This is a genomic window from Actinomadura rugatobispora (genome assembly GCF_055379765.1).
The window spans coordinates 2,307,574-2,334,361 of record NZ_AP029191.1 but is presented as its reverse complement, the minus strand read 5'-3'; the positions used below and the strand labels follow the sequence as shown (position 1 = coordinate 2,334,361).

Genomic DNA, 26,788 nt, shown 5'->3' with positions numbered 1-26,788 from the left:
TCACAGTGTCGCGGCGTCGCGCAGCGGGTCGCGGCCGTCCCAGGCGCCCTCGCTGCCGTACGGGGTGAAGCGCGCGAAGAGTTCCTCGGCGTACCAGTCCTCGTTCCGCACCCGGCCGATGACGTCGCGATGGGCGCCGTCCCGGTAGGCGAAGCGGGCGACGGCCGCCTCGTCCCGCCACAGCGAGAACGTCGCCTGGCGGGCCAGCGGCCATTCGCCGGCGCCGACCGAGGCCAGGCAGCCTTCGTGGAGCCGCAGCAGCCGGTCCACCTCCGGGACCGACCGGTAGAACGCCACCAGCCGGAACGGGCGGATCGAGGCCCTGGTCAGCACGGCCACCGGCGCCCCGTCGCGTGCCCGGTCCAGGGCGGCCGCTCCGGCGAACGGGTCCCGCCCGGCCCAGGCGCCCCGCGACGCGAGCGGCGCCAGCCGTACGTGCCAGGCTTCCACGGCCTCCCGCCGCCAGCGGTCCGCGACCGGCGACCGGCGCAGGAAGTCCGCCAGCGCGGCCTCGCCGTCCCACACCGCGAACAGCGCCCAGCGGCGCGGGTCGGCGCCCAGGCCCATGGACCGGCCGCGGCCCGTCCCCAGCAGCCGCCAGAACCGCAGGCCGGCGGTGCGGCGCAGCCGCGGCCGGTCGAAGGCCATGTGCCGCATGGCGTCCACACCCGCGTACCTGATGAGGTGGAACGAGGCGATGACTCCGGTTCTCGTGGCGGTCACCGCCGGCTACCTGCTCGGATCGGTGCCGGTCGCGGTGCTGGTCGGCCGCCTGCACGGGTTCGATCCGCGCGCCGCCGGCGACCGCAATCCCGGTTTCTGGAACGTGATGGAGCTGCTCGGGTGGCGCGCGGCCGTGCCCGTCTTCGCCGGCGACCTGCTCAAGGGGACGGCGGCCGGGCTGGTCGGGCTGGTGGCGGGCGGCACGGAGACGGGCCCGCTCTGGGTGGTGGACGGCGCTAGCGTCCTGCCCGTGTACGCGGCGGTGGCGGCCGCGATGGCCGGGCACGCGTGGCCGGTGTTCGCGGGGTGGCGGGGCGGCCGGTCGATCCTCACGTTCGCGGGCGGCTTCGCCGTGATCTGCCCGCCGGCGTTCGGGCTCGGGCTCGCGCTGCTGGTCGGGGTGAGCCTGGCCCGGGGCTCGTTCGCCTGGGGCACGCGCGTGGCGGTGTTCTCGCTGCCGGTGCTGCAACTGCTGTTCATGCCGCCCGCGCTGGTGGCGGCGACCGGCGGGCTGATGTGCCTCATCGGGCTGCGTTTCGGGCAGGCCGCGCTGGCGGGACGGCGCCGCGGACGAGCCCGGCGGCGGCGCGTCCGAGGCCCGGCGGGCTGACCGCGTCGTCGCCGTAGGTGCGGCCGCGCCAGGTGCGCACCGGCCGTACCGCGGCCTGTGTCAGGCGCACCGCCGTGGCCACGTCGAGCAGCGGCGAGAGCGCCAGGCCCAGACGGGGCCCGGCGTAGCTGCCGCGCAGCGCGGCGGCCAGCAGCAGCCGTTGCGCCAGCAGGCCGAGGTCCAGGGGCGTGGGCCGTCCCGCCGCCAGCCGCAGCACGGGCAGCGCCGTGGTCAGCCACAGCACCGCCACGTCCAGGACGAGCCGGTCGGGCGCGGTCACGTCCCGCAGCGGCAGGGAACGCCCCCACTCGCGCCACACCTGCGCCGCCGACTCGTGCATGTCGACGCCGAGCAGGGCGCCCGCGTCCACGAACCCGACCCGCCAGCCGTCCCGCGCCAGCAGCCGCGCGAGGGCGACGTCGTCGGTGAGGTGGCGGCGGACGCGGGCGAACCCGTCGGCCTCGACCATGGCGTCCTTCCGGAAGGCCATGCACTGGCCGTTGGCGAGGATCCGGTCGGGGGACGGCGCCGCCGGCCCGATCGGCCCGAACCGGTAGACCAGCCCGGCCAGGAAGGAGGCGTGCAGCGCCTGTTCGGCGACACCGCCGCAGAGGAACCGCGGCCCGGCCGTCACCAGGTCGCAGGTGCGCAGCCGCTCGGCCAGCGCGGTGCACAGGCCCGGTTCGGGACGGGTGTCGGCGTCCAGGAGGACCACGACGGGCCCGGCCGCGGCGGCGACGCCCTGGTGCAGCGCCCACTGCTTGCCGACCCAGCCGGCGGGCAGCGGGCGCCCCCGGACGACGGTGGCCCCCAGGCGCTCGGCGAGCCGCGCGGTCTCGTCGCGGGACTCGTCGTTCACCACGATGACCTCGCCGACCGCCGGATCCTTGAGCAGCGGGACGAGGCAGCCCGCGATGCGGTCCTCCTCGTTCCGCGCGGGGATCACCACGGAGATCCGCTGATCCGGGGGAGCGACGGGCGGCGCGGGCCGCGCGAGCGGCGCGGGACGGCCGCGCCCCCGCGCCAGCCGCGCCGCCACGGCCACGGCCGCCGCCGCCTGCAACACGGTGAGCACTCTCATGCCGTCCTCTTTTCCCTTCCGCGCGGGAAGTCCTGCTCGACCAGGGACGCGACGATGCGCCCGCCCATAGCGACCAGCGGCAGCCCGCCGCCCGGATGCGCCGAGCCGCCCACCAGGTACAGCCCGCGCCGCGGCCCCCGGTTGCCCGGCCTGCGGACCGGCGCCAGCCGGCCCCGGTAGGCGCTGCCGTAGATCGCCCCGCCCCACGCGTCGTACCGGTCCCGCAGGTCCGCGGGCGTGAACAGCTCCGTGAACCGCAACCGCCCCGACAGGTCGTGCCCGCGCCGGGCCAGCCGTTCCAGGACCAGGTCGCGGTAGGACTCCGGGGACATCGGCCAGCGGCCGGGATCGCCGGACGGGACGTTCACGAGCATCACCCAGTTCTCGGCGCCCGCCGGGGCCTGGGACGGGTCGTCCACCGCCGAGCAGCCGATGTACACGGTCGGGTCCAGCGGGGGCCGCCGCCGCTGGAAGATGTCGGCGAACTCGTGCCCGTAGTCGGCGGAGAAGACGACGGAGTGGTGGGGGAGGCCCTCGGTCCGTCCCTCGACCCCGGCCAGGATCAGGAACGCCGACGACGACAGGCCCAGCCGGGCCAGCCCGCGCAGCCGCCGCCGGTCGGGCAGCAGCCGCCCGTGCAGCGCGGCCGCGTCGGCGTTCACCACCACCGCGTCGGCCGCGTCCCGCTCGCCCGAGGCCAGCCGCACTCCCGAGACCGCCACGCGGCCGGCGACCACCTCGGCCACCTCGGTTCCGGTGCGGACCTCCACGCCCGCGTCCGCGAGCAGTCCGGCCAGGTCGTCGGCGAGGCGCGGCAGGCCGCCCGGCACGTACCAGCCGCCCTCGCCGTGCTCGATCGCCGGGACGCAGCCCAGCGCGGCCGGGGCCGCGTACGGGCTCGACCCGGCGTACGTCGCGTATCGCCCCACGTACTGGCGCAGGCGCCGGTCGCGGAAGAAGCGCCGCGCCAGGCTGTCCAGCGTCCGTCCGGGCGCGACCGCGAACAGGTCGCCCAGCCTGGCCTGCCCCGGCGGGCGTCCCGGCGGCCCGGCGAAGAAGGTGCGCCGGGACGCCGCCAGGCAGCCCTCCGCCCAGCGGTGGAAGGCGCGCCAGGACTCGCCTTCGCCGGGCGCCAGCCGGTCGACCTCCGCGGCCATGCGCGACGGGTCGCGGAAGGCGCGCAGCCCGGACCCGTCGGCGAAGCGGTACCGGCACAGCTCGTCCAGCCGCAGCAGGTCCCGTCCCACGCCCAGGTCGCGGAAGACGCCGGGCAGGGTGAGCAGCGACGGGCCGAGGGAGAACGCGAACCCGTCGCGCCGGTGCTCGGCCAGCTTGCCGCCCAGCCGGTCCAGCCGCTCGTACAGCCGCACCCGGTGGCCGCCCCGCGCCAGCAGCAGCGCGGCGACCATCCCGCCGACCCCGCCGCCGACCACGATCACCTCGGCCATCGACGCCTCCACGCCAGCACCGCGAACGTCCCCATCGACAGCCCGCCCGCCGCCGCCACCAGCCGGTCCGGCGGCTGGAACACCGCCGCGAACGCCAGCGTCTCCATCGCGGCCATCACCGAGTAGAGGGCGAGCAGGCCCCGGGACGCGGCCCTCTCCGCCCGTCCCACGATCGCGTCGATCACCACCATGACCAGCGCCGACACCGCCAGCCAGCCGGCGAAGTTGCTGAGCGGCACGCCCCGGTACGGGCCCGGGTCAGCCCACGTCCACAGGCCCAGCCGCAGCATCTGCGGGTCGAGGAACAGGTCCCACGCCGTGAGCGCCGCCGCGCCCACCGCCACCCGCGCCACGCCCCCGGACGGGACGATCGCGGTCGCCACCGCGTGCGCCGCCAAGCCCATGCCGCCCCAGGCCGCCGCCACGACGACCGGCACACCGCCCACCTGCGGCCACAGCACCGTCGTGTAGGAGTACTCCCCGAACGGCACGCCGGTGCGGACTCCGATCCACTCCGCCGCGTACCCCACGGCCACCGCGGCGGTGAAGGCGCCCGCCGCGCGCCCCGGCCCGCGGCGGGCGGTGAGGAACGCCACGGCGCTCGCCCCCAGCAGCAGGACCACGACACTGGTCAGCCGGACGGGCTCGGGCCTGATGCCCGACGCGACCTGCGCCGCCACCATCGCGAGGAGAAGCCCGGCCCCGGCGGCGACCGGAAGCCGCGCACGCATCCGCGCACGCGGCCTGACGGCATGCCCGCCGCGTACGTGCCCCATAGTCACCTTCTTGGCCGTGAACGACCGAGCTTGGAGGCCCGGTGTTCACACCTCGTCGCGCTCTCCGGCGTGGCTGGCTGCCGTGCCGGGGGCGCATCACCCTTCTCTCCGTGCCTGGCCCGGGTGGGCTGGTGTGGGGGGTGGGGGCCGGGCATGGTGACAAATGCCCACGCCGTGCGCGCCCGCTGACGGACGTTCACGGCGGCGATGTCGTCGGCCGGGCCGGCGAGCCCGCACGCGACGCAACGGAAGGTGCCCCGGGTGGGGCGGTTCTGGCGGGAGACGTGCCCGCACCACGGGGTGGGACATCTCTGTGAGGTGTAGGCCGGGTCCACGTGCAGCAACGGCACCCCGGCCCGGCGGGCCTTGTATTCCAGGAAGGTGCCGAGCTGGTGGAACGACCAATGGGACAGCGTGGCCCGCTGGTGCCGCCTGAGCCGGACCCGGTCGCGGATGCCGTCGAGTTGCTCGACGGCGATCCCGCGTCCGGTGCGTTGGGCATCGGCCACGATCTGTTTGCTGATCTTGTGGTTCTCGTGGGTGGCGTGCCGGGCCTCCCGTGCCGACCGCCTGGCCAGCCTGCGCGCGGCCGACCTGGACCCGGCGGCCTTCTTGGCCTGCAGTCCGGCACGGGCCCGCGCCATCGCGCGCCGGTACCGCTTGAGCGCCTTGCCCTGGTAGTTGTTCCCATCGGAGGTGGTGGCCAGGTTCTCGATCCCGCGATCGACACCGATCCAATCGGCAGGGGCGGGATTGAGCGGCGCCTCGGGGATGTCGCAGGTCGCGGCCAGGAACCACGTGCCATCCTGGTGCACCAGGTCGCTTTCGCCCGCGCGATGCTCGGCCAGGGTCTTCAAATGTGACGGGCTGCCGGTGAACGCGATCGCCTTCAACCGGCCCGCCGTGGTCCAGATCGACACCGTGCGGGCGTCGTACCGCCAGGACAGGCAGCGGTCGTCGAACGGGTGCGCCGCGTCGGGCCGGAAGGTGATCGGTTTGGCGGTGGCCTTGCGGCGGCGCTTGGAATTCTCGCCGCCCAGCAGTCCGGCATCGATCTGGGCGTGCAGTGTGGTGTAGGCGTCGGCGGTCTTACGGATCACGTGCAGCGCCGGCTGCGCCGACAGCCCGGACGCCTTCAGTTCCGCATAGACCAGCTTCTGCAACCGGGCCCGGGAGAACACCTTGTGCTCGTACGCCGTGGCCGACACCCGGTTCGCGGCCGCGTTGCAGGCGTGCAGGGTCGCTGTCAGCGCATCCGCCTGCTCGGGCGTCGGCAGCAGCTTCACCCGCACCACCAGTTTCACACCCATCACTCTACGTCCCCGGACATCAACGGAAAGTGCTCATCGGGCATCAAGGAATACATCGACCGGTGGCCCGACTAGCCAGGCCAGGCGGCGCTAACGCGCCGCGACCCACCGGAAGCGATGCCTCCCGGCCGTGAACAGCCGGGATTCCTCGGTAGAACCCTGTTAAAGCCTTCGGAGCGGCGGACGTTCCGGATGCATCCGCCTCCGGAAGCGGGCGGATCAGGTCTCGGAGGCGTCGGCGCGGTGCGCGGCGAGCTCGTCGTTCAGGGTGCGCAGGAAGCCGAGCACGACCTCCAACTGGTCGCCGGTGAGGCGGGCGCGCGCCTCCCGGGTGCTCTCCGACAGCGGCAGGACGTAGCCGCGCGTCACGTCCATCGCGGCGGGCTCGTGGCGGAGGTGGACGACCCGGCGGTCGTGGGCGTCGCGGACCCGCCTGATGTGGCCGGAGCGTTCGAGCCGGTCCAGGCACGCGGTCACCGCGCCCGAGGTGAGCTTGAGCTCATCGCCCAGCCGGCCCGGGGTCATGGGGCGGCCCGGGGTGAGCCGCGGGGCGTCCATGATCAGGACGAGCGCCTGGACGTCGGTGGGATGCAGGCCCTGCGCGTGGGCGAGCGCGTGCGCGATCCGGTTGATCTGGCCGTTCATCCGGCGCAGCTCGACGCCGAGCGCGCGCGTCCCGTCCGGGTCGTCGGTCGGGTCGGCGGCCCGGTGCTCGGGCCCTTCGCCGGGGCTGCGCATGGCACGACCCTACAATAACTTGATGATTGAGATACTTGATTATCGTGATATACCTGGCGGCGAACGGTAACGGCCCGAGCGAGGACGTGATGAGCGCACCGGTACGGAAACTTCGTTGGGCGATCCCCGCCCTCCTGGTGATCGTGTGGCTGGCCGTCGGCGGCGCCTTCGGCCCCTACGCGGGCAAACTCGGCGAGGTCTCCAGCAACGACCAGGCGGCGTTCCTACCCAGCAGCGCCGAATCCACCCGGGTACTGGACGCGCAGAAGGCGTTCAACCAGGAGGAGACGATCCCGGCCATCGTGGTCTGGACGTCCTCGGGAGACGCGCCCGTCTCCACCGCACAGCGGGACGCCGCCACCCGCGCCCTCGCCTCGCTCGACGGCGCCCCGGGCGTCGCCGCCACGCCCACCCCCGCCCTGGCGTCGCAGGACGGCCAGGCCATGCAGGGCATCGTCCAGCTCCGCCCCGACCTCGGCGAAGAGCTTCCCGAGGTGCTCGACCGCATCCGCTCCACCGCCGGGGGCGTCCCGGGCACACAGGCCCAGCTCGCCGGCCCCGCCGCCAGCCAGGCGGACCTGTCGGACGCCTTCGCCGGGATCGACGGGCTGCTCCTCGGCGTGGCGGTCGCGACCGTCCTGGTCATCCTGCTGCTGGTCTACCGCAGCCTGATCCTGCCGTTCGCGATCATCATCGGGGCCGTGCTCGCCCTCGCCCTCGCCTGCGCCGTGGTGTACGTCCTGGCCGACCACGACCTCATCCGCGTGGACGGGCAGGTCCAGGGCATCCTGTTCATCCTGGTGATCGGGGCGGCCACCGACTACGCCCTGCTGCTGACCGCCCGCTTCCGGGAGGAACTGGGCGCGCACGGCGACCGGTTCACCGCCGGCCGGGTCGCGGTGCGGCGCTGCCTCGGCGCCGTCGTCGCCAGCGCCGCCACGGTCGCGCTCGGGCTGCTGGCGCTCCTGCTGAGCGGCCTCACCAACAACCAGGCCCTCGGACCCGTCGGCGCCATCGGCATCCTCTGCGCCGTCATCAGCACCCTCACCTTCCTGCCCGGCGTCCTGATCCTGCTCGGCCGGGCCGCGTACTGGCCCACCAAGCCGAAGGCCACCGGGCAGGCCGGAGGGCACGGCGTCTGGCGCCGCGTCGCCGCCCTGGTCGACCGCGCGCCGCGCCGCGTCTGGGCCGGGACCCTGGTCGTCCTGCTGGCCGGCGCCGCGTTCGCGCCGATGCTGAAGTCCTCGGGCGTGCCCCTGGAGGAGACCTTCGTCAACGACGCCCCCTCGGTCAGCGCTCAGCGGACCCTGGCCGAGCACTTCCCCGCCGGATCCGGGCAGCCCGCCGTCATCATCGCCGGAGCCGACCGCGCCGGCGCCGTCCTGGCCGCCGCGAACGCGACCGGCGGCGTCGCCTCGGCGGCCCCCGTCACCGCCTCCGGCCGGCCCGGCGGCGGCCCGCCCCTCGTCGTCGACGGCCGCGTCCGCATCGACGCCACCCTCACCGCCGCGCCCGACAGCGACCCGGCCAAGCGCACCGTCGAGCGGCTCCGCGCCGCCGTGCACGCCGTCCCCGGAGCCGACGCCCTGGTCGGCGGCTACACCGCCCAGCAGTACGACACCCAGGCCACCGCGGAACGCGACCGCCTCCTGATCATCCCGGTCGTCCTGCTGATCATCCTGCTGATTTTGATCGGGCTGCTGCGCTCCCTGGTGACCCCCGTGCTGCTGGTCGCCACGGTCGGGCTGAACTTCCTGGCCACCCTCGGGATCTCGGCGCTGGTCTTCACCTACCTGTTCGGCTTCACCGGCACCGACGCGTCCGTCCCCCTGTACGGGTTCGTCTTCCTCGTGGCGCTCGGCGTCGACTACAACATCTTCCTGATGACCCGGGTCCGGGAGGAGAGCGTCCGGCACGGCACCCGCGAGGGCGTCCGGCGGGGCCTGGTCTCCACCGGCGGCGTCATCACCTCCGCGGGCGTCGTCCTGGCCGCCACCTTCGCCGCCCTGATCGTCATCCCGCTCGCCTTCATGGCGCAGCTCGCCTTCATCGTGGCGTTCGGCGTGCTGCTCGACACCCTCGTCGTCCGCTCCCTGCTCGTCCCCGCCCTCATCCGCGACCTGGGTTCGAAGTCGTGGTGGCCCGGCCCCCTCGCCCGCGCCGACCGGACGCCGGACCCCGCCCCGCAGGAACAGGCGTCCGCCAGGCACTGACAGGCCCCGATAATCACCCTGCGAGATCGAACAATTACTGTATGTTGTCCAAGTCTTGGTCTCGCATCGACGGATCGGAGCCCCCCATGCTCTCCACCACGTTCGCCCGCTTCGCGACGCTCGTCGCGGCATCGGCCGCCGGCCTGTTCCTGACGGTCGGCACGGCCGCCGCCAACGCCGCCCCCGAGGAGGTGGAGAACCGCGACGACGTCCAGGGCATCGCCGTCCCGGTGACCGCGAACGTGTTCGGCAGCACGTGCAGCGTCAACGTGATGGCCGCACCCGAGAAGTGCAACAACGTGCCGGACGAGGTCACCGACATCGGCTTCTGACCCGGCGTTCCGGCCGGCGTGCCGGCGTCAGCCTGGACGCCGCGCCCCGCGTCGTCGAGGGGCGCGGCCCCGAGCCGTCTGTTCGTTACACCGACGCCCACCCGATCGAGGCCGGCGTCTGAGACCCGTGAGCCGCTACCGGTCGGTGGAGAACAGGTCGCGGCGGTAGGCCTCGCCGACCGCCGCGGCGCGGTCCCGGACGCCCAGCTTGTTGTAGATGTGCGCCAGGTGCGTCTTGATGCTGGCCTCGCTGATGAACAGCGCGGCCGCCGCCTCCCGGTTGCTCGCACCGTCCGCGACCAGCTTGAGCACCTGCAGCTCCCGCCTGGTGAGCGGCCCTTGCGCCGGTTTGCGGGCGGCCCGCATCAGGCGGGCCACCAGCGCGGGCGACAGGACCGACCCGCCGCGGTGGACGGTGCGCACGGCGTCGAGCAGTTCGGCGGTGGGCGCGTCCTTGAGGAGGTAACCGGCCGCGCCCGCCTCGATCGCGGGCACCACGTCGCCGTCGGCGTCGTAGGTGGTGAGCACCAGGATCGCCGGAGGCGTCCCCGACCTCACCAGCCGCCGGATGGCGGTGACGCCGTCCATGCCCGGCATGCGCAGGTCCATCAGCACCACGTCGGGCCCGAGCCGGGCGACCTGGACGAGGGCCTCGGCGCCGTCGCCCGCCTCCCCGACGACGGCGAAGCCCGGCTCGTGGCCGAACGCGGCGCGCAGGCCCTCGCGCACGATCGGATGGTCGTCCACGATGAGCAGCCGGATCGCGTCCCCGGCGGCGGTCAAGGACCGTCCTCCGCGGCCGGTTCCGGAACGGACACGCTGACGGCGGTGCCCTCGCCCGCCGCGCTCTCCACGACCAGGGTGCCCCCGACCTCGTCCAGCCGCTGCCTCAGCCCTCTGGGACCGCAACCGCTGCGATCGCGTGCGAAGCCGGTTTCGAGCCTGCGAGAAACCGATCGCGCAGCGAGCCGCCAGGCGAGTCGGAGCGATGCAGCGATCGCGCCGTTGCCCGCCGAAGGAGGGCGTTCTGCGCCCGACGCCAAGGGCGACGAAGACAACTCGGGAGCCGGGAGCCGGTCAGCGGCCCGGGACGCAGGGCCTGCACGGAGCGGCGGGCCTCGTTCAGGCTGTCGGTCGCCAGTGACTCGACCCGGTCCAGGTGGAAGCCGAGCCGTCGCGGGTCGCCGGCCGCGCGCCCGGCCGCGCGGACGTGGGTGACGATCCCGGTCAGGCCCTGGGCCAGGGTGTCGTGGATGTCGCGGGCCAGCCGCCGCCGCTCGTCCAGGCGCCCCGCCTCCCGTGCCTGGGCGACCAGCAGTTCCTGCAGGCCCGCGTTCTCGGCCAGCGCGTCCTCCAGGCGGCGGTTGGCCTCGGCGAGCCCGGCGTTTGGCCCGCCGGGCCCGCCGCTGCTCGACCGCGGTGATCCAGCCGGCCACCGCCACCGGCGCGAAGGCGCCGAGGGGCAGGAGGTAGACCATCACCTCGCTCGGCACGCCCACCGCCAGCAGGGTCGTGTACTGGGCGAGCGCGTTCGCCGTGACGCCCGGCAGAATCCAGGGCGACCCGAACAGGGTGAAGGCGTAGAGGTAGCCGATCCACGAGAAGCCGAAGAAGGCGGGGCTGACGAGCACCAGCACGGTGGCGATGGCCAGCAGCCCGGCGAAGAAGGCCACCGCGGGCCACCGCCGGTCGCCGGCCGGGCGCACCGGAAGCGCCAGCCACGCCAGGGCGAGGACGGCCAGCGCGAGGACGGCCGGCGCCGGCGCGGCGGCCGTCCCCGTCGCGGCGCCCGCGCCACCGGCCAGGTGGAACACGGTGGAGACGGCCAGACCGGCGGCGCCGAGCGCGAAGAACAGCCACCGGTCCCGCGCGCGCTCCTGTGTCACTCCCACCGGAACAGTTTGACGGCGGCCGCGCCGAACACCAACGCGAAGACCGCCAGCACCAGCAGGTGGGACGTCTCGGGGAACGAGCCGCTCCGCGAGTCGCGCAGCCCGCGCATGGCCGCCCCGAGCGGGGTGTACTCCCCGACCCTGGCCAGCCCCGGCGGCAGCGACTCGGCGGGCATGGCGACCCCGCTCAGGAACAGGCTCGGGAAGAACGCGAACAGGCCGATCCCCGTGGCCATGCCGCCGGTGACGGAGATCGAGGCGATGAACAGGCCCAGCGCCAGCAGCGCCGCGACGCCCAGGACGAACGCCACCGCGACCCCGGCGAGGTCGCCCGGCGCCGACCAGCCGAACACCAGCGTGCCGGTCACGGTGATCAGCAGCAGCGTGGCCACCGCCATCGCGGCGCTGATCAGCGTCTGCGCGACCAGGACCAGCCCGGGCCCGGCCGGGGTGGTGGCCAGCCGCCGCAGGATCCCCTTCTCGCGGTAGCCCGCCAGGGTGGACGGCATGATCAGGATCGTCAGGATGGCCAGCGTCAGCACCATCACCATGGCGGGGAAGTAGGCCAGCAGCGAGTCGCGCAGCCGGTCGGGCGCCCCGCCGGGGTCGAGGATGACCCCGAACACCACCACCAGCAGCAGCGGCAGGCCGGGCACGAAGAACACCGATTCGGGGGCCCGCAGGAACAGCTTGAACTCGGTCAGGGTCATGTGGCGCAGGGCGCGCATCGCCGTCTCTCCTCAGCTCTCGAACGTGCGGCCGGTCAGGGCGACGAAGGCGTCCTCGAGCGTGGGCCGCTCCACCGACAGGTCGCGGGGCCGGATCCGGTGCCGTGCCAGCGCCACCGCGACCTCCTGGACGACGTGCTCGCCTCCGGTGACGGAGACCCGGTCGCCCGAACGGCGCACTTCCATGACCTCGGGCAGGTCGGACAGCAACCCGTCCGGGATGGGCTCGGCGGTGCGGAACAGAACGCGCCGCCCGCCTTCGGCCCGCGCCACCAGCTCCCGGGGGCCGTCCAGGGCGGCCACCCTGCCGTCGCAGAAGACCGCGACGCGGTCGCACAGCCGCTCGGCCTCCTCCATGAAGTGCGTGAGCAGGATGACCGTGACGCCGCCGTCGCGGATCTCCTCGATCATCCGCCAGGCTCCCCGGCGGGCCTGCGGATCGAGCCCGGTGGTGAGCTCGTCCAGGACGGCGATCTCGGGGTCGCCGACCAGGGCCAGGGCGATGAACAGCCGCTGCTTCTGGCCGCCGGACAGCTTGGCGAAGGGGGTGTCGCGCTTGCCTTCGAGCCCCCACTGCCGCATCAGCCGGTCCGGGTCGGCCGGGGCGCGGTAGAACGAGGCGTACAGTTCCAGCGACTCGCGCACCGTCAGCCGTTCTGGCAGCTCGCTCTCCTGCAGCTGGACGCCCACCTCGCCGTGCAGGCGGCGCCCGTCGCGGGACGGGTCCAGGCCGAGGACCCGGACCGTCCCGCCGTCCGGGTCGCGCAGGCCGGTGACGCATTCGACGGTGGTGGTCTTCCCCGCCCCGTTGGGCCGAGAATGCCGAAGATCTCTCCCTTCTCGACCGTGAACGACACGTCCTCCACGGCGACCTTGTCGCGGTAGAGCTTGCGCAGGTTGGTCACTTCGATGACCGGCATCGGCCCGTCCCCTCGTCGGTGGTGCCGGCGGTCTCGCCGCCGGCACCACCGACGATGCCGTCGAGCGGGGCGGGCGGGATCGCCCCGCCGGTTCACCGATGGGATGATCCGGACCGTCCCCCGGACGGCCGGGGCATCATCCGAACGGGGGATGCGAGGGGAACCGGTCGAGGGCGGCCTCGATGTCGGTGGGGATCTGGAGGTTCGGCGCCGCGAGGGCGTCCTCCAGGTCGGCGATCGTGCGGGCGTCGATGATCGTGGCGGTGACGGGCGGCCGGGTCAGCTGCCAGGCGAGTGACAGCCGCGCGGTGGTGCAGCCGAGCGCCGCCGCCGCCTCCCGCACGGGCGCGTCGTCGATGGCGGGCGGGCCGTCGGTGATGAGGCCCACCCCCTCCTCTTCCAGGAGGGGGAGATGCTCGCGCTCCAGGGTCCGCGCCTTGAGGTCGTACCGGCTCCGCAGCGAGACGAACCGCGCCTTCTCCTGCCGGTCGCTGACCGACAGCGCCTTCATGAGGCGGTACGCCGGGAAGTCCGCCACCCCTATGTAGAGGACCTTGCCCGCGCGCACGAGGCCGTCCAGCGCGTCGATCGTCTCCTCCAGCGGGGTGGCCGGGTCGTCGGAGCCGAGTTGGTAGAGGTCGATGTGGTCGGTCTGGAGGCGGCGCAGGCTCGCCTCGCATGCCGCGATGATGCGGCGGCGGCCGTTGCCGGCATGCTCGTCCGCCGGGCGCGTGGCCAGGACGACCTCTGAGCGCCTCTGCCCGAGTACTCGGCCGCAGATCTCCTCCGGCACGCGGCCAGAGGTGTCGATGACGTTCCCTCCGGCGTCGAGGTAGCGGTGGACGAGCCTGGCCGCGGTCCGCTCGTCGCAGTCCCGCGTGCCGAACGCCGCTGTGCCCAGCGCGAGCCGGGAGACGAGCGGGCCGCCGCGGCCCAGCGGCCGGACCTCCGTCCGCCCGGACGGGACGGGCGCCGGGGCCGGGGCGCGGGAGCCCCGGACGAGCAGGCCGTTGAGGAACAGCTCCACGGCGTGCCCGATGTGCTGTTCCTCGACCTCGGGCGTCCGGTGCACGCCATGGGCCGCCAGCCACGACGGCATCGCGCCGACCATGGCGAAGAACTGCTCGGCCGCCATCTCGACGTCCCGGACCGCCACGGTCCCCGCCCGCTCGTGCCGGCGGATCAGCTCCATGATCACCCGGATCCGCGGCGACCAGGTGACGGCCTGGGTGTTGGCCGCGAACTCGGGGAAGCGTTCCGACTCGGCGATCGCCATCCGGCTCAGCCGCACGATGTCGGGGTCGACCGAGCGCGCCACGATCGACCGGGCGATCACGGTCAGGGCGGCCGCGAGGTCGCCCGGCAGCGGTTCCGGCACCCGGTCGTGCCGCTCCTGGCGGGTCAGGGCCCACGAGCTCACGGCCATGAACAGCGTCCGCTTGTCGGGGTAGCGGGCGTACAGCGTGCTCTTGGTGATGCCCGCGGCCTGGGCCACGGCCTCCATGGTGGTGCCGTCGTAGCCGTGCTCCAGGAAGGTGTTGACGGCGGCCCGCCGGAGCCGGTCGGCCAGCCGGGCCGCCTGCGACGACGTCGGCCGCCCGGCCCGGGAACGCTCGCCGTTCGCACTGGAGTCCACGCGCTAAATGTACGGGGCCGTCCAATTGGCCTCAAGGTGGTGGCCGATACCTGGGCTGACCTGCGCGGACGTGCTTTCCGGCCCGTTGGCGGGACCCCGGCTGTCATCCAAACTAGACGGGATCGTACGGTTCTTCACATCATGGGGTGGTCGGAACGGATCGGAAGGCGGGGCGAGGGCGTGCGGTCAGCGTGCGGTCCAGCCGCCGTCCACGACGACCGTCTGCCCGGTGACGTAGCGCCCGGCGTCGGAGGCGAGCCACAGGACGGCGCCGACGATGTCGTCCGCGCTCCCCTCCATCGGCAGCGGGGTGTTGCGGCGCAGGTACTCGGCGGCGCGCTCGCTCTCGTAGAGCGGGGCGGTGATCTCGCTGCGGAAGAAGCCGGGGGCCACCGTGTTCACCCGGATCATGTGCCGCGCCCACTGCACCGCGAGCTCGGCGGTGAGCCCGGACAGGCCGGCCTTGCTCGCCGCGTAGGACGCCTGGGGGATCCCGGGGAGGCCGACCCGGCCGCTGATCGAGGAGATGTTGACGACCGAGCCCCGGCCGATCTCCCGCATGTGGGGGAAGGCGTCCTGGGCGAGCCGGAACGGGGCCAGCAGGTTGAGGTCGATGGTCCGGCGCAGGGCGTCCAGCGGCTCGGACTCGGCGCGCTCCTCGGTGAACATGCTGCCCGCGGCGTTGACCAGGATCTCCGGCGGGCCCAGCCCGTCGGCCACGGCCGGGACGACGGAGCCGACCAGGTCGAGGTCGGACAGGTCGCAGGCGACGGCGAGGCCGTCGATCTCGGCGGCGAGGCCGTCCAGCCTGTCCTTGCGGCGGGCCACGACGGCGACGCGGGCGCCGGCCGAGGCGAGCGTCCGGGCCACGGCGGCGCCGAGGCCCGAGGAGGCGCCGGTCACGATCGCGACCCGTCCGTCGAGGTCGAACATCCGTGCGGCGGCGCGGTCGGGTGCCACGTGCGTCTCCCTTCGGCAGCGGGACGCGGCGCGGCCGGATGGCGCGCCGGCGGCCGCGCGGACGTCCGCGGGCCGGTCCCGGGCCATCGTAGCCCTGTCCTTGCCATCCTTACAATGATTGAAATTTTGGAAGGCGCCGGCTCAGCCGTGCCGGAACCGCATCCGGCTCCGGGTGGACGCGGCGTCGATCACCCGGTCCCGGAACGAGCGGCACACCCAGCGCTGGGTCGCGGTGAGATGCTCCTCGGCGATCCGGCGGGCCTCGTCGGGGTCGCCCTTGGCGATGCCGGCGACGAGGCGCTCGTGCGCGCGGTGCGCGACGGTGCGGTCGGCGCGGGAGGGGTAGACGCCCTGCGACATCTGCGCGTCCGCCCACGCCTCCTCCTGGACCGACCAGAGCGAGGTGAGGCTCATCACGACGACCCGCAGCGTGGCGTTGGGCTCGAACGCGACGAGGGTGTCGTGGAAGTCGCGCGAGGCGCGGGTGAACTCGGCGCCGTCGCCGAGGTGGCGCTCGCCCTCGGCGAGCAGCTCCTCCAGCCTCGGCACGACGGTCTCCGCGCGGTCGGGACGCTGCGCGCTGTGCGCCGCGGACAGCGGTTCGAGGGTGGCCAGGGCGGCGCCGAGGTCGGGGACCCGGACCTGCATCGCCTGGAGCGTCAGCCCGACGGCGTAGCCGGCGGTGCCGATGTCGGGGGCGTGCACCGTGGCGCCGCCGCGGTTGCCGCGCCGCACGGTGATGAAGCCCTCGGTCTCGAGGATGCGCAGGGCCTCCCGCACCGAGGGGTAGCTGACGCCGAACTCCGCGACCAGCTCGTCCTGTTTGGGGAGGGTCGAGCCGTCGGTGATGCCGCCCGCGAGGATCCGGTCGCGCAGCGCGGAGGCGACCAGCTCCGCCATGCGCAGCTGCCCGATCTTGGAGTGCTCGCCCCCTGCAAGTTCCATGCTTATAAGGTTAGCAGCGTCAGGCCGCCCCGCCCCTCAGACCGTTCCGGGCCGGGGACGGGGATCGACGAGGTCGGACAGTCCGGCGCGCGGGACCTTGCCCATGGCGTTCACCGGCAGGGCGTCGACCTGGGTCCAGATCTCCGGGACCTTGTACGACGCGAGCTCGCGCCGGCACAGCTCGGTGAGCTCGTCGAGGTCGAGCGGGGGGCCGGCGCTCTCGACCAGCGCCGCGACCCGCTGCCCGAGCCGCTCGTCCGGGACGGGGCACACGGCGACCCGGACGACGTCGGGGTGCGTGGCGATGACCCGCTCCACCTCCAGCGGGTAGATGTTGGCCCCGCCGCGGATGATGACCAGCTTCTTGCGGTCCAGCACCGTCAGCCAGCCGTCGGCGTCGACCGTGCCGACGTCGCCGGTGGGGACCGGGCCGGGTTCGGCCGGGCGGACGCGGCCGTCCTCCCAGTAGCCGAGCAGCGGGGTCCAGGCGCCCGCCCACGGGCCGCCGGCGGCCCCGTCCAGCCGCAGCTCGCCGAGGGTGCCGGGCGGGAGCCGGCGGCCCTCGTCGTCGTAGGCGGCGACGTCGTACTGCGGCATCACCCGCCCGCTCGACCTCGGACGCCACTCCTCGCCCACCGGGTCGATCGACACGACGGTCGGCGCCTCGGTCAGGCCGTAGGTGGCGCGGGGGACGATCCCGTGCGCCTCGGCGAACGCCCGCCGCAGCTCGTCGGGAGTGTCGCTGGCGCCGCTCCACACCTCCTGGAGGGAGCTGAGGTCGAGGTGCGGGCGCGCGGCGAGGTCGTGGACCTGGGCGGGCGCGCCGTTCCATGCCGTGACGCGCCGCGTGGAGATCCATTCCGCGACGCCCTCGACGTCGCGCCGGTCCATGATGACCGCGCATCCGCCCGCCTGCGCGGTGAGCAGGGTGGACAGGACCATGAGGTTGAGGACCGTCAGCGGGAAGCTGTCGCCCTTGCGCAGCTCCGGGCCGAAGCCGCGGGTGGCGACGAGGGCCGCGCCCGGCAGGAGCAGGTTGCGCTGGCTGTGCACGACCGCCTTGGGCCGTCCGGAGGTGCCGCTGGTGAAGGCGATCCCGGCGGGCGCGGCGGCGTCCAGGTCGACGGCGGGGGCGGTCTCGCCGCGTCCGAGGAGGTCGGCCCAGCGGTCGGGGTCGACGCAGTCCTTCGAGGTCAGCCGGCAGCGCGGTCCGGCCAGCACCACCGAGGGCTCGCAGATGCCGTACAGGTCCTCCTGCTCGGCCGCGGCGAGCGCCTCGCCGATGCCCGCCCAGATCGCGCCGATCCGCTGCGCGCCGTGGAAGGCCGCGATGATGTCGAGGTCGTTGGGCAGGCAGGCCGCGACGCGGTCGCCGGGGCGCACGCCGAGCGACCACAGCGCGCCGGCGGCCCGGCGGGCCCGGTCGTCCAGCTCGGCGTACGACCACGTGCCGGAGGCCGCCTCGACCGCCGGGGCGCCGGGGCGTGCGGCGAGCGCGCCGTCCAGCACCGCGGCGATCGTGGCCGGGACGGTCGCGCTCCGGGCGGGCGAGGTCTGCGGGGCTCGCGGGGGACGGGCGTCGTGACTGCTCACGCCCCTTTGATATCACTATCCTTGCAAGGATTCTATCCTTGCAAGGATAGGTCTGGAGTCTTCGCTGAGAAGGGGGCGGTGATGTCGGAGCCCAAGCACCCGGGCCCGCTGGCGGGCGTGCGCGTCGTCGATCTGACCGCGATGGTCATGGGACCGTACTGCACCCAGATCATGGCCGACATGGGGGCGGACGTGATCAAGGTCGAGCCGCCCGCCGGCGACAACACCCGCTACATCTCGGTCGGCCCCGAACCGGGGATGGCCGGCGTCTTCGTGAACGTGAACCGCGGCAAGCGCAGCGCCATGCTCGACCTGCGCACCGACGAGGGCCGCGGCACGCTGCGCGAACTCGTCGCGGGCAGCGACGTGTTCATCCACTCGATGCGCGCCAAGGCGATCGCCAGGCTCGGCTTCGGCTACGAGGACGTGGCCGCCGTCAACCCCTCGATCATCTACACCAACTGCTACGGCTACGGCCGCCGCGGCCCGGACGCCGACCTCACCGCCTACGACGACACGATCCAGGCCGAGTGCGGCCTGCCGTCCGCGCAGCGGCAGCTGACCGGGGAGGCCGGCTACGTCGGCACCATCATGGCCGACAAGGTCGCGGGGATGACCGCCCTGTACGCGACCATGATGGCCCTGTTCCACCGCGAGCGGACCGGCGAGGGCCAGGAGGTGGAGGTCGGCATGTTCGAGACCATGGCCTCCTTCATGCTGGTCGAGCACGCCAACGGCGCGATGTTCAGCCCGCCCCTGGGCCCCGCCGCCTATCCCCGCGCGGTCACGCCCAACCGCAAGCCCTACCGCACCAAGGACGGCCACATCTCCGCGCTCGTCTACAACGACAAGCAGTGGACCGCGTTCGTCAACGCGGTGAAGCCGCCGTGGGCCGGGGAGCACTTCGCCACCCTCGAACAGCGCGCGCGCCAGATCGACACCGTCTACGCCCTGCTCGGGGAGACGTTCCTGGAGCGCACCACGCAGGAGTGGCTCGTCCTGCTCCGCTCCCTCGACATCCCCGCGGCGCCGGTCCGCACCCTCGACGAGCTGTTCGACAACCCGCACCTGAACGAGGCCGGGTTCTTCGAGACGGTGGACACGCCGAACGGCCCGGTGCGGTTCCCCGGCATGCCGGCCTGGTTCTCCCGCACTCCCGGCCGCGTCGCCGGGCCCGCCCCCAGGCTGGGCGCCCACACCCAGGAGGTCGTGGACGAACTCCGTACCGCCGCCGGAGAGGAGGGCACCGGCCGGCACGAGGCACGGCCGCCGGACGAGGTTCCCTGACGGCCGGCGCAACCCCCAGACCCCACAACTCCCCAGACGTCAGCGCGCACACAAGGATCGGGACCGTGGATTTCTCCCTCACAGAAGACCAGCAGGCCATTCGGGACGGGGTGCTCGACTTCTGCTCCCAGTACGACGACGACTACTGGCTCGAACGCGACCACGAAGGCGTCTTCCCGCTCGACTTCCACAAGGCGATGGCCGAGGCCGGCTGGCTCGGCGTGGCCATGCCGGAGGAGGTCGGCGGCGCGGGCCTCGGCATCACCGAGGCGGCGATCATGATGACGGCCGTGTCCGAGTCGGGCGGCGGGATGTCGGCCGCGTCCAGCATCCACGGCCCGGTGTTCAGCATGCAGCCGGTGGCGCTGTTCGGCACCGAGGAGCAGCGGCGGCGCATGATCCCGCCGGTGCTCGCCGGCACGGACCGCATCTGCTTCGCGGTGACCGAGCCCAACACCGGGCTCGACACCACGAAGCTGAAGACCCGGGCGGAGCGGCGCGAGGGCGGCTACCTGGTCAACGGGGAGAAGATCTGGATCTCCGTCGCCCAGGTGGCGAACAAGATGATGCTGCTCGCCCGCACCACCCCGCTGGACCAGGTGAAGCGCAAGACCGAGGGGCTGTCGCTGTTCTTCACCGATCTCGACCGGTCGAAGATCGAGGTCCGCAAGATCGCGAAGATGGGGCGGCACGCGGTCGACTCCAACATGCTGTTCATCTCCGACCTGTGGATCCCCGAGGAGGACCGGATCGGGGCCGAGGGCGACGGATTCAAGATCATCCTGCACGGTCTCAACCCGGAGCGGATCCTGCTGGCCGCCGAGGCGATCGGGCTCGGCCGCGCCGCGATCAAGCGCGCCTCCCGGTACGCCAAGGAGCGCGTCGTCTTCGACCGGCCCATCGGCATGAACCAGGGCATCCAGCACCCGCTGGCCAAGTGCTGGGCGCAGCTGGAGGCCGCGAACCTGATGGTGATGAAGGCGGCCACGCTCTTCGACAAGGGCGTGGACTGCGGCGTCGAGGCCAACGCCGGCAAGTACCTCGCCGCCGAGGCCGGGTTCGAGGCGTGCCACACCGCGATGCTCACCCTGGGGGGCATGGGGTACGCCCAGGAGTACCACGTGGAACGCTATCTCCGGGAGATCCTCATCCCGCGCACCGCGCCGGTGAGCCCGCACATGATCCTGAACTTCCTGGCCGAGAAGGTGCTCGACCTGCCCAAGTCGTACTGACGGCGGAACGGCACCGGCCCCCCGGAGGAGTAGTAGTAGAAGATGACCGGCATCGGAGAGACCTTCAGCGCGCGTTCCTGGCTGTTCGCCCCCGGCGACAGCGAGAAGAAGATGGAAAAGGCCACCGCCGGCCCGGCGGACGTCGTCATCTTCGACCTTGAGGACGCGGTGGCCGAAGACGAGAAGCCCAGGTCCCGCGAGATGATCTCGGCCTTCCTCGGGTCCCGTCCCGTGGCGGACCGGGCGCGGCTGTGGGTGCGGGTCAACCCCCTGGACGGCCCCCACACCCTGGCCGACCTCGCCGCGGTGGTCCCCGCGCGGCCCGGCGGCATCATGCTGCCCAAGGCGCGCGGCCGCGAGGACGTGGAGCGGCTCGACCACTACCTCTCGGCGCTGGAGGTCTCCGCCGGCATCGAGGAGGGCTCGACGAAGGTCATCGTGCTGGTGACCGAGACGGCCGAGGCCATGTTCACCACCGGCACCTACAAGGGCGCCCCGCGGGTGGTCGCCCTGACCTGGGGCGCGGAGGACCTCGCCGACGCCGTCGGCGCCAGCGAGAACCGCGAGCTCGACGGAAGCTACGGCTTCACCTACGAGCTGGCGCGCAGCCTGTGCCTCCTGGGCGCGGCCGCCGCCGGGGTGGAGGCCGTCGACACCATCCAGGGCGACTTCCGCGACCTGGACGGGCTGCGCAGGCGGGCCGAGAAGGTGCGCCGGGACGGCTACCGCGGCATGCTCGCCATCCACCCCGCCCAGGTCGACGTCATCAACGAGGCGTTCACCCCCACCGAGGAGGAGCTGGCCGCCGCCCAGGAGATCGTCGACCTGTTCGCCGCCAACCCCGGCGCCGGGACCATCGGGCACAAGGGCGCCATGCTCGACCGCCCGCACCTGGCCCGCGCCCGGGCGCTGCTGGCCTCGGGAGGACGCGCGTGAAGGTCATCTCCGACCTGGACCTCACCAAGATCCTGCGCCCCGGCGACCGCATCGTCATGGGCCAGGCGTGCGGCGAACCCACCACGCTGGTCGAGGCGCTGATCGAGCAGGGCGGCGCCATCGGCGGGCTGTCCGCGTTCATCGCCACCAGCTTCTCCGGCCTCTTCACCCCCGCGGCGGCGGACGCCTTCACCGTGTCCAGCATGGGCGCGATCGGCACGCTGCGCGCGCTGGCCAAGGAGCACCGGCTCAGCGTGGTCCCCTGCCACGTCAGCCAGGTCGGCCCGATGATCGAGGAGGGGCTCATCGGGTGCGACGTGGCCTTCGTCCAGGTCAGCCCGGCCGACGCCAACGGCGACCACAGCTGCGGCCTGATCAGCGACTACGTGCACGCCGCCGTCGCCAAGGCGCGCGTCGTCGTCGCCGAGGTGAACGAGCAGGTCCCCTTCACCCACGGCGGGCTGCTGTCCGGGAGCGAGATCGACTACGCCGTGCACGTCTCGCGCCCGCCCGTCGAGGTGCCGCCGGCCCGGATCGGCCCGACCGACGAGGCCATCGCCAAGCACGCCGCCGCCTACATCGGGGACGGCTCGGTCATCCAGACCGGGGTCGGCGCCGTCCCGGACGCCATCCTCCGGCTGCTGCACGACCGCAAGGACCTCGGCGTGCACTCGGGCATGCTCGGCGACGGGCTGGTCGACCTGGTCGAGGCGGGCGTCATCACCAACGCCCGCAAGCGCATCGACAAGGGGATCTCGATCAACGGGGCCCTGATCGGCACCGCGCGCCTGTACGACTTCGCCCACCGCAACCCGCGGGTCCGCATGTGCGCCACGTCCTACACCCACGATCCGGCCGTGCTCGCCCGGCTGGACCGGCTGGTGACCATCAACTCGGCGGTGGAGGTCGACCTCACGGGCCAGGTCAACGCCGAGCAGAGCGGCGCGGCCTACCTCGGCGGCACCGGCGGCCAGGTCGACTTCGTCCGCGCCGGCGCCCGCTCCCCGGGCGGGCACGCCATCATCGCGCTGCCCGCCACCGCCAAGGGTGGCACCGTCAGCCGGATCACCGCCGGCCTGTCCGGGCCGGTCACCACGGCGCGCAGCGACGTGGACGTGATCGTCACCGAGTTCGGCGCGGCCGAGCTCAAGGGCCGGACCCTCGCCGAGCGCGCCCGCCGGCTGGTCGCCATCGCCCATCCCGACTTCCGGGAGACGCTGGAGCGCGAGGCCCACACCATCGAGCAGAGAGGGTTCTGATGAGCGACGCCGTACTCTTCGACGCCCGGGACGACGGCATCGCCGTCATCACCCTGAACCGTCCGGAGACCCGCAACTGCCTGGCCCGGGACATCCGGGAGGGCCTGTACGCCGCCTGGGACCGCTTCGAGCGCGACCCGGCGCTGCGCGTGGCCATCCTCACGGGCGCGGGGGAGAAGGCGTTCTGCGCCGGCGGCGATCTCAAGGAGATGGTCGAGACCGGCCTGAAGACCCCGCCCCGCGACATGTTCCCGCTGCCCTACGACACGGTCGAGCTGTCCAAGCCCACCATCGCGGCGGTCAACGGGGTCGCGTTCGCGGGCGGCTGGATGATCGCCCAGGCGTGCGACCTGTGCGTGGCGAGCACCGCCGCGCGGTTCGCGGTGACCGAGGTCAAGGTGGGCCGCAGCTCGCCGTGGGCCTCGCCGCTGATCCACATGATCCCGCAGCGGATCATGATGGAGATCCTGCTCACCGGCAAGCCGATCACCGCGCAGCGGGCGTACGAGATCGGCCTGGTCAACCGGCTCGCCGAGCCCGAGGACCTGATGGACGCCGCGCTCGCGCTGGCCAAGGAGATCCTCGACGGCGCCCCGCTGTCGGTGCAGGCGGCGCGGGAGACGGTGATGCTCTCCACGGAGATGGGCCGTTCGGCGGCGCTCAAGGCGGCCAGGCACGCCTCCGAGCTCTGCTACAACAGCGAGGACGCCCAGGAAGGCCCGAGGGCCTTCGCCGAGAAGCGCCCGCCCCAGTGGAAAGGCGCCTGACCCATCGCGCGCTACCTGGGCATCAGTGATGCCCAGGTAGCACTCGCGGACCGCAGCGCCTACACCGAGTCTGCCGCTGACCCTCGTGTTGAGCGCGGATTAAATGTCAGTGGGAACGCGGACTGGTTGTCAGTGGTCGGCGCGGAGTGGTTGTCAGTGCGCGGGGCCGTCGGTGACGGTGCCGTCCGGGTTGGTCTCGACGGCGCCGGGCCACGGGTCCCGGTGGGGGTTGAACGGCACGTCCTCGCCGAGTTGGCGGGCGAGTCGGGTGTCGTCTTCGTAGCGCAGGCTGAACAGCACGTCGGGGTGCACGCCGATGCGGTGGGGGCCGCTGTCGCTGTAGAGGATCCCGGCCTCTTTCAGCGCGGCGATCGTGGCTTGGTAGCGCGGGTCGGTGCGGAGCGCGTTCCAGTTGGTTTCGTATGGCCAGCGGTTGACGCCGATCGCGGCGAGCAGGACGGTGGCCTCGTGCTCGGTGAGGGTGGCGTGGTGGCGGGTGGCGCCGGCCAGGGCGTGGTGTTGCTCGGTGGTCAGCGCGTCCAGGCGGGGTGTGAGGGTGTAGGCGTCGGGCGGGACCCGGCGCAGCGCGAGCGGCCCGGCGAGCTGGGGATGGTTCAAGGCGTGGTCGAGTGCCTGCTGGGCGCGGTGGAGTGTCCAGTCCAGCGCCTGGGCGAGTGCGTCGCGGGTGAGCGGGACGGCCGCGACGGTCAACGCGGTCAGCACCGTCCGGGCGTCCTGGTCGATGTCGGGTTCCCGGCTGGCGGGTGCGGTGCGGCGCTGGTTGCGCAGGATGCCTTCCAGCGCGGGCACCAGGTCGGTGGGATGGGCGTCGAGGCGTCGGCAGATCTCGATGAGCACGGTGACCGAGCGTTCGTGCAGATCGGGTTGTTGGCCGCGGAGGTAGTGGGGGTGGATGCCCAGCAGGTCGCCCAGTTCCCACAGCGACAGGCCGCTGGCGCGCAGCCGGTCGGTGAAGTCCATGGCGGGCGGAGGCGTGCCGGGCTGCTGGGTCATGGGGACTGGTCGATGTCGGAGGCCGGCCCCGGCGTCGGCGCATCAGGCGGGAGCGCCCGGGCGTGGGGAGTGCGGGTGATCCAGCGGGGCCGGTTGTCGGTGAGGTCCAGGTGCTGCAGGGTCAGCGCGGCGGCCAGGTCGGGGTCGAGGGCGGTGACGGTCAGACCGCGTTCGACCAGCCATCCCACGGTGCGGGGGATCTGGCCGACGTCCAGGCCGTTGACGCAGCTGCCGGGGTGCATCCACGGCGGGTCCAGGCCCAGGGTGCGGCAGGTGCGGCGGATCGTCTCGCGCAGCATCGTGACCGGGTTGCGGTGCTGGGGGTGGGGGAACAGCGGGTCGTCGTCGGTGGCGTCCTGGCCGCGCCGGTAGGCCAGGTGAGCGGTCAGCAGGGTGCGGGCGTGGCGGGGGACCAGGATCGGTTCGGGGCCGGCCACCTCCCGCCAGGCGGTGTCTTCGGCGCGTGGACGGGCGGCGTCGAAGATGCTGGGCAGGCGGTGGACGCGGCGGGCCGGAGGGCGGCCGACCCCGGGGCCGCGGACTTGGGCTCCGTCGGGTGCGATGTCGGCGAGGGTCAGCTCGCCCAGGCGGGAGGCGGTGTGGTTGAGGTGCAGGGCCAGCGCGGTGGCGGCGGCCGCGTCGGTGCGGGCGATGGTGTGCAGCCGCGCGGCGATGGTGGGGGTGAGGTCGCCGGGCAGGCGGCGGGCGGGGTCGGGGCCGAGCGCGTCGGGCTGCCAACGCAGCAGGATCCCGCGCACCAGCAGGGCGGCCTGGACGGCGCGCAGCCGGATCAGCGCGGCGTGCGGGGTGGGGGCGGGGCCGACGGTGTGGTCGCGCAGCCACCCGGTGACCGCGCCGGTCACCTGCGCGCCGGTCAGCCCGTGGGTGAGGTGCAGGTGGGGGCCGGCGGGGTCGTCCAGGACGGCCTCGTACCAGGCATCGGTGGCCTCGGCGGTGTCGTAGAACACCGCCTGGACGGTCGCGAACTGCTCGCGCGGCAGGCGGCGGCGGCAGGCGGCCAGGAAGGTGGTGAAGTCGGCGGCGGGCAGCGCCGGCCAGGTGCGCTGGTCGGTGTGCCCGGCCGCCAGCGGCGGCCGGGCGGGCGGCGGCAGCCGGCGCTGGAACTCCCACAGGTCCAGCATCTGGGTGCGGTCGTCGAACAGGCCGCGGGCGCGGGCCACGGCGTGGTCGTGGAAGGGGTTGGTCGGCGTCGACCACAGCAGCCACAGGTTCGCGCCGATGGTGATGGCGGTGGCGGCGAGCCGGGTGAGCTGGTCGGCGCCGAGCAGGTGGGCCCGGTCGATGATGACGTCGCGGGCGCCGGTGCCCTCCAGCCAGGCGGTGCCCAGCTCCCAGCTGAAGCCGGTGCGGCGTTCGTTCTTGGCCGCGCGGGGGTGTTTCCCGATCGCCACCAGCAGGTCCAGGCCGAGCGTGGCCACATCGCCGGCGCCGGGGGTGGGGCGCACCACCACCCGCCCGTGTGGTGGGTGGCCCAGGGCGGCCAGATGCCGGGCGGCGGCGACGTCGTCACCGGCGTTGTCGACCACCATCAGGTGCGGCGGCGGCCGGTCGGCGGGCGGAGACGGCGGCCCGGTGTGCGGGGTGATCGGCCGCAGGTTCCAGGGGTCATCGGGATCGGGGCGGACACCGGAACGGGGACGCGGTTGCGGGTGCGGGTGCGGGCTCAATTCAGCCCTCCGCCCAGCAGCGCGTAGGCGTTGGCGACCACGTCGGCGTCCAGCTGGTCGCGGCCGGACTCGGCGCACAGCATCGCGGCGGTCTGGGTGAAGGCGGCCCAGTTGCGCAGCGTGCCGTGGCCGTAGCCGTCGTCGACCTCCAGCAGCAGCTCGTCGGCGGCGGGCGCGTAGATGGCGTGGTAGGTGCGCATCAGCGCGGGGACCTGGTCGCGGGGCAGCTTCTTGAACGGCAGGCGGCGGAACACCCGGGAGGCCAGCATCGGCTCGCGCGAGAGCACCTCCCAGCAGCCGTCCCCGCCGACATACAGCAGCGCGAAGCGGGTGTCGGGATGGTCGTGCAGGTGCCGCAGCAGCTCGATGCAATCGCCGTTGAGGCGTTGCGCCTCATCGATGACGACCAGCCGCTGCGGCCCCGACAGCTCCTCCACCAGCGCGGCGGTCAGGTAGAAGCGGTTGCGGCTGCGCGGGGCCGCCGCTCCGGTCAGCGCCTTGAGCAGTTCGTCGGCGACCAGCCGCATGCTCGGGCGGCTCGGGAACGCCAGCGTCACCGCGGTGACGCGTCTCGGCGAACCGCTCGATCCGCATCGGCCGCACCTCGGCCTCGGCGGCGCGTGCACGTGCCGGCGCCCGGTCATCCAGCGGCCCGTACAGCCTCCCGGCGGCATCGCGCGGGCCTTCGGTGAATCCGGGC

25 protein-coding genes are annotated in these 26,788 nt (G+C 73.6%); 8 read left to right on the top strand and 17 right to left on the bottom strand.

Annotated features, from left to right (window positions below; genetic code table 11):
• The gene (locus ACZ466_RS09815) at positions 1 to 723 is read right to left on the bottom strand and encodes a spheroidene monooxygenase (RefSeq protein ID WP_378292044.1); all 723 of its coding nucleotides are present in this window, start codon (positions 721 to 723) and stop codon (positions 1 to 3) included.
• Here ACZ466_RS09815 and ACZ466_RS09810 point away from each other — a divergent pair.
• Complete coding sequence (locus ACZ466_RS09810; RefSeq protein WP_378292042.1) at positions 698 to 1,333, top strand: glycerol-3-phosphate acyltransferase; 636 nt, start codon at positions 698 to 700, stop codon at positions 1,331 to 1,333. The genes ACZ466_RS09815 and ACZ466_RS09810 overlap by 26 nt on opposite strands.
• Here the strand turns inward: ACZ466_RS09810 and ACZ466_RS09805 are convergent.
• The 5 genes from ACZ466_RS09805 to ACZ466_RS09785 all read right to left on the bottom strand — a co-directional run bounded on the left by ACZ466_RS09805 (position 1,245) and on the right by ACZ466_RS09785 (position 6,686).
• Entirely contained in the window at positions 1,245 to 2,414 is a 1,170-nt protein-coding gene (locus ACZ466_RS09805; protein WP_464043236.1) for a glycosyltransferase family 2 protein, read from the bottom strand. The two genes, ACZ466_RS09810 and ACZ466_RS09805, sit on opposite strands and share 89 nt — an antisense overlap.
• Entirely contained in the window at positions 2,411 to 3,862 is a 1,452-nt protein-coding gene (locus ACZ466_RS09800) for a phytoene desaturase family protein (RefSeq protein ID WP_378290854.1), read from the bottom strand. Before ACZ466_RS09800 ends, ACZ466_RS09805 begins: the two co-directional genes overlap by 4 nt.
• Positions 3,850 to 4,638, bottom strand: a complete 789-nt coding sequence (locus ACZ466_RS09795) for a carotenoid biosynthesis protein (protein WP_378290852.1) — start codon at positions 4,636 to 4,638, stop codon at positions 3,850 to 3,852. The genes ACZ466_RS09800 and ACZ466_RS09795 overlap by 13 nt, the downstream gene beginning before the upstream one ends.
• Before the next feature lie 2 nt (positions 4,639 to 4,640).
• Complete coding sequence (locus ACZ466_RS09790) at positions 4,641 to 5,948, bottom strand: RNA-guided endonuclease InsQ/TnpB family protein (protein ID WP_378290850.1); 1,308 nt, start codon at positions 5,946 to 5,948, stop codon at positions 4,641 to 4,643.
• A gap of 219 nt (positions 5,949 to 6,167) precedes the next feature.
• Entirely contained in the window at positions 6,168 to 6,686 is a 519-nt protein-coding gene (locus tag ACZ466_RS09785; RefSeq protein ID WP_378290848.1) for a MarR family winged helix-turn-helix transcriptional regulator, read from the bottom strand.
• An 89-nt stretch (positions 6,687 to 6,775) separates the two neighbouring features.
• Between ACZ466_RS09785 and ACZ466_RS09780 the strand changes: the two genes are divergently transcribed.
• A complete protein-coding gene (locus tag ACZ466_RS09780; protein ID WP_378290846.1) occupies positions 6,776 to 8,899 on the top strand; it encodes an MMPL family transporter in 2,124 nt (707 codons plus the stop codon).
• 86 nt (positions 8,900 to 8,985) lie between these two features.
• Positions 8,986 to 9,231, top strand: coding sequence for a hypothetical protein (locus ACZ466_RS09775; protein ID WP_378290844.1), 246 nt, complete (start codon positions 8,986 to 8,988; stop codon positions 9,229 to 9,231).
• A gap of 135 nt (positions 9,232 to 9,366) precedes the next feature.
• On the opposite strand, the gene ACZ466_RS09770 is transcribed toward ACZ466_RS09775, so the two are convergent.
• From ACZ466_RS09770 to ACZ466_RS09735, 8 genes are all read right to left on the bottom strand, one after another.
• The gene (locus ACZ466_RS09770; RefSeq protein WP_378290842.1) at positions 9,367 to 10,014 is read right to left on the bottom strand and encodes a response regulator; all 648 of its coding nucleotides are present in this window, start codon (positions 10,012 to 10,014) and stop codon (positions 9,367 to 9,369) included.
• A gap of 106 nt (positions 10,015 to 10,120) precedes the next feature.
• The gene (locus tag ACZ466_RS09765; RefSeq protein ID WP_464044012.1) at positions 10,121 to 10,453 is read right to left on the bottom strand and encodes a hypothetical protein; all 333 of its coding nucleotides are present in this window, start codon (positions 10,451 to 10,453) and stop codon (positions 10,121 to 10,123) included.
• A 660-nt stretch (positions 10,454 to 11,113) separates the two neighbouring features.
• Complete coding sequence (locus tag ACZ466_RS09760; RefSeq protein WP_378290840.1) at positions 11,114 to 11,851, bottom strand: ABC transporter permease; 738 nt, start codon at positions 11,849 to 11,851, stop codon at positions 11,114 to 11,116.
• Between the two features lie 12 nt (positions 11,852 to 11,863).
• The gene (locus ACZ466_RS09755; protein WP_464043232.1) at positions 11,864 to 12,817 is read right to left on the bottom strand and encodes an ABC transporter ATP-binding protein; all 954 of its coding nucleotides are present in this window, start codon (positions 12,815 to 12,817) and stop codon (positions 11,864 to 11,866) included.
• Positions 12,818 to 12,907: 90 nt separating this feature from the next.
• Positions 12,908 to 14,407: an aldo/keto reductase gene (locus tag ACZ466_RS09750; protein ID WP_378290838.1), complete on the bottom strand. Its 1,500-nt coding sequence runs from the start codon at positions 14,405 to 14,407 to the stop codon at positions 12,908 to 12,910.
• Between the two features lie 186 nt (positions 14,408 to 14,593).
• Positions 14,594 to 15,367 carry an SDR family NAD(P)-dependent oxidoreductase gene (locus ACZ466_RS09745; RefSeq protein WP_378290836.1) on the bottom strand — a complete coding sequence of 258 codons (774 nt, stop codon included), beginning with the start codon at positions 15,365 to 15,367 and terminating at the stop codon, positions 14,594 to 14,596.
• 141 nt (positions 15,368 to 15,508) lie between these two features.
• Positions 15,509 to 16,312, bottom strand: coding sequence for a FadR/GntR family transcriptional regulator (locus tag ACZ466_RS09740; protein WP_378290834.1), 804 nt, complete (start codon positions 16,310 to 16,312; stop codon positions 15,509 to 15,511).
• A 36-nt stretch (positions 16,313 to 16,348) separates the two neighbouring features.
• Complete coding sequence (locus tag ACZ466_RS09735) at positions 16,349 to 17,905, bottom strand: class I adenylate-forming enzyme family protein (RefSeq protein ID WP_378290832.1); 1,557 nt, start codon at positions 17,903 to 17,905, stop codon at positions 16,349 to 16,351.
• Between the two features lie 81 nt (positions 17,906 to 17,986).
• Here ACZ466_RS09735 and ACZ466_RS09730 point away from each other — a divergent pair, with 81 nt between their 5' ends.
• From ACZ466_RS09730 to ACZ466_RS09710, 5 genes are all read left to right on the top strand, one after another.
• Positions 17,987 to 19,192 (top strand): CaiB/BaiF CoA transferase family protein, encoded by a 1,206-nt coding sequence (locus tag ACZ466_RS09730; RefSeq protein WP_378290830.1) that lies wholly within the window; start codon positions 17,987 to 17,989, stop codon positions 19,190 to 19,192.
• Positions 19,193 to 19,257: 65 nt separating this feature from the next.
• Complete coding sequence (locus ACZ466_RS09725) at positions 19,258 to 20,424, top strand: acyl-CoA dehydrogenase family protein (protein ID WP_378290828.1); 1,167 nt, start codon at positions 19,258 to 19,260, stop codon at positions 20,422 to 20,424.
• 42 nt (positions 20,425 to 20,466) lie between these two features.
• A complete protein-coding gene (locus ACZ466_RS09720) occupies positions 20,467 to 21,360 on the top strand; it encodes an HpcH/HpaI aldolase/citrate lyase family protein (protein ID WP_378290826.1) in 894 nt (297 codons plus the stop codon).
• Positions 21,357 to 22,619: an acetyl-CoA hydrolase/transferase family protein gene (locus ACZ466_RS09715; RefSeq protein WP_378290823.1), complete on the top strand. Its 1,263-nt coding sequence runs from the start codon at positions 21,357 to 21,359 to the stop codon at positions 22,617 to 22,619. The genes ACZ466_RS09720 and ACZ466_RS09715 overlap by 4 nt, the downstream gene beginning before the upstream one ends.
• Positions 22,619 to 23,386, top strand: a complete 768-nt coding sequence (locus ACZ466_RS09710; RefSeq protein WP_378290821.1) for an enoyl-CoA hydratase/isomerase family protein — start codon at positions 22,619 to 22,621, stop codon at positions 23,384 to 23,386. Before ACZ466_RS09715 ends, ACZ466_RS09710 begins: the two co-directional genes overlap by 1 nt.
• A gap of 153 nt (positions 23,387 to 23,539) precedes the next feature.
• On the opposite strand, the gene ACZ466_RS09705 is transcribed toward ACZ466_RS09710, so the two are convergent.
• The 3 genes from ACZ466_RS09705 to ACZ466_RS09695 are packed head-to-tail and all read right to left on the bottom strand — an operon-like array spanning position 23,540 to position 26,615.
• Positions 23,540 to 24,400 carry a hypothetical protein gene (locus ACZ466_RS09705; RefSeq protein ID WP_378290819.1) on the bottom strand — a complete coding sequence of 287 codons (861 nt, stop codon included), beginning with the start codon at positions 24,398 to 24,400 and terminating at the stop codon, positions 23,540 to 23,542.
• Positions 24,397 to 26,088, bottom strand: coding sequence for a hypothetical protein (locus ACZ466_RS09700; RefSeq protein WP_378290817.1), 1,692 nt, complete (start codon positions 26,086 to 26,088; stop codon positions 24,397 to 24,399). Before ACZ466_RS09700 ends, ACZ466_RS09705 begins: the two co-directional genes overlap by 4 nt.
• Positions 26,085 to 26,615, bottom strand: a complete 531-nt coding sequence (locus ACZ466_RS09695) for an AAA family ATPase (RefSeq protein ID WP_464043227.1) — start codon at positions 26,613 to 26,615, stop codon at positions 26,085 to 26,087. Before ACZ466_RS09695 ends, ACZ466_RS09700 begins: the two co-directional genes overlap by 4 nt.
• Positions 26,616 to 26,788: the final 173 nt, after the last annotated feature.